Source organism: Mycobacterium sp., from assembly GCF_049802695.1.
Taxonomy (GTDB): domain Bacteria; phylum Actinomycetota; class Actinomycetes; order Mycobacteriales; family Mycobacteriaceae; genus Mycobacterium.
The window spans coordinates 1-1836 of sequence record NZ_JBARMY010000051.1 but is presented as its reverse complement, the minus strand read 5'-3'; the positions used below and the strand labels follow the sequence as shown (position 1 = coordinate 1836).

2 protein-coding genes are annotated in these 1836 nt (G+C 68.8%); both read right to left on the bottom strand.

Annotated elements, in window-relative coordinates; translation table 11 throughout:
• Positions 1-827, bottom strand: an 827-nt coding sequence (locus WA317_RS02095) for a signal recognition particle receptor subunit alpha (protein WP_425171464.1), incomplete at its 3' end; no start/stop codon positions are given.
• 13 nt (positions 828-840) lie between these two features.
• A partial coding sequence (locus WA317_RS02090; protein ID WP_425171463.1) for an AAA family ATPase occupies positions 841-1836 on the bottom strand: 996 nt, incomplete at its 5' end.

Sequence of the window (1836 nt, the reverse complement as noted above, 5' to 3'; positions counted from 1 at the left end):
GCCCAGGTTTGCAGCTGATCCGCGGCGGCGGCGCGGAAGGTGTCCGCCGCGCCCAGTACGACGCGGCGGCCGTCGGCGACAAGCACCCGCGCCAGCTTTCCGACGGTGGTGGTTTTCCCGGTGCCGTTGACGCCGACGATCAGCAGCACCGAGGGATGATCGGCGTGCGGCAGGGCGCGAATCGAGCGGTCCAGCTCTGGTTGCAGCTCGGTGATCAGGACGTCGCGCAGCACGGCGCGGGCGTCGGCCTCGGTGCGGACAGTCCCGCTGGCCAGCCGACTGCGCAGTTGGGTCACTACCGATGTGGTGGCCGTCGGCCCGAGGTCGGCGATGAGCAGGGTGTCCTCGACGTCCTGCCAGGAGTCTTCGTCCAGGTCGCCGCCGCCGATCAGGCCGAGCATGCTGCGGCCCAGCGTGTTCTGCGAACGGGCCAGCCGGCCGCGGAGTCGTTCCAGTCGGCCCTCCGGCGGCGCGATCTCTTCGACTTCCGGGGCTGCCGGCTGAGGCGGTGCAGGCGGTGCGGGCGGTGCGGCGGGTGCGTCTTCCGCCGGTGCGACGAGGTCGGGTTCGGGCAGCGCCACGTCGGGAATGGTCTCCGGGACCGGCTCGGCGACTGGCTCGGCGACCGGCAGGGTCTGGCCGGACGTCTGGCTGAACGTGATGCCGGACGAGGTGGTGTAGCCGCCGGAGCGGTCCAGGGTGCTGGTCTGGGGACGGGTGCTCAGGCTGATCCGCCGGCGGCGGTAGCGCATCAGACCGAGCACCAACGCCACGACGACAATCAGAACCGCGGCGACCGCGAGGCCGATCCACACTGCGTCGGGCACGAATTACTCCTCGCTATCGAGAACTGCTGACCAGCTGATCCACCGGTTGTCCACGCATCCGCTGCGAGATCACCGCGGTGATGCCGTCGTCCTGCATCGTCATGCCGTAAAGAGCGTCGGCCACTTCCATGGTCGGCTTCTGGTGGGTGATGACAATCAGCTGCGACCGGGTGCGCAGCAGCTCGAACAACCCCAGCAGGCGCCGCAGGTTCACGTCGTCCAGCGCCGCCTCCACCTCGTCCATGATGTAGAACGGCGACGGCCGGGCGCGGAAGATCGCCACCAACATCGCCACGGCGGTCAGCGACTTCTCACCGCCGGACAGCAGCGACAGCCGTTTGACCTTCTTGCCGGGTGGACGGGCTTCCACCTCGATGCCGGTGGTGAGCATGTCGTCGGGGTCGGTCAGCTTCAGCCGGCCTTCTCCGCCGGGGAACAGCGCTTCGAACACTCCGCGGAACTCCCGTTCCACGTCGATGAAGGCGTCGGTGAACACCTGCAGAATGCGGGCGTCGACGTCGGCGACGACGTGCAATAGGTCTTTGCGAGCGGCCTTGACGTCTTCGAGCTGGTTGGCCAGGAAGTTGTAGCGTTCCTCCAGCGCGGCGAACTCCTCCAGTGCCAGCGGATTGACCCTGCCGAGTTCGGTCAGTTCGCGATCGGCGCGCTTGGCGCGACGCTCCTGGGTCGGCCGGTCGAACGGCATCGGTGCCGGTGCGATCACCTGCTCACCGCGTTCCCGCGCCTGCTCGTACTCGGCCACCTCGAGCTCGCTGGGCGGCAACGGGATCTGCGGACCGTATTCGGCGACCAGGTCGTCGGGAGCCATCCCGAACTGCTCGAGCACCATCTGTTCGAGCTGCTCGATGCGCAGCGCCGCCTGCGCTTTGGCCAGCTCGTCGCGGTGCAACGACTCGGTGAGCGCGCCGATCCGCGTTTCCAGCGCGGTGACCTCGTCGCGGACAGCGACCATCGCCGCGGACCGCTGTCGGCGTTCGAGGGCCAGGGC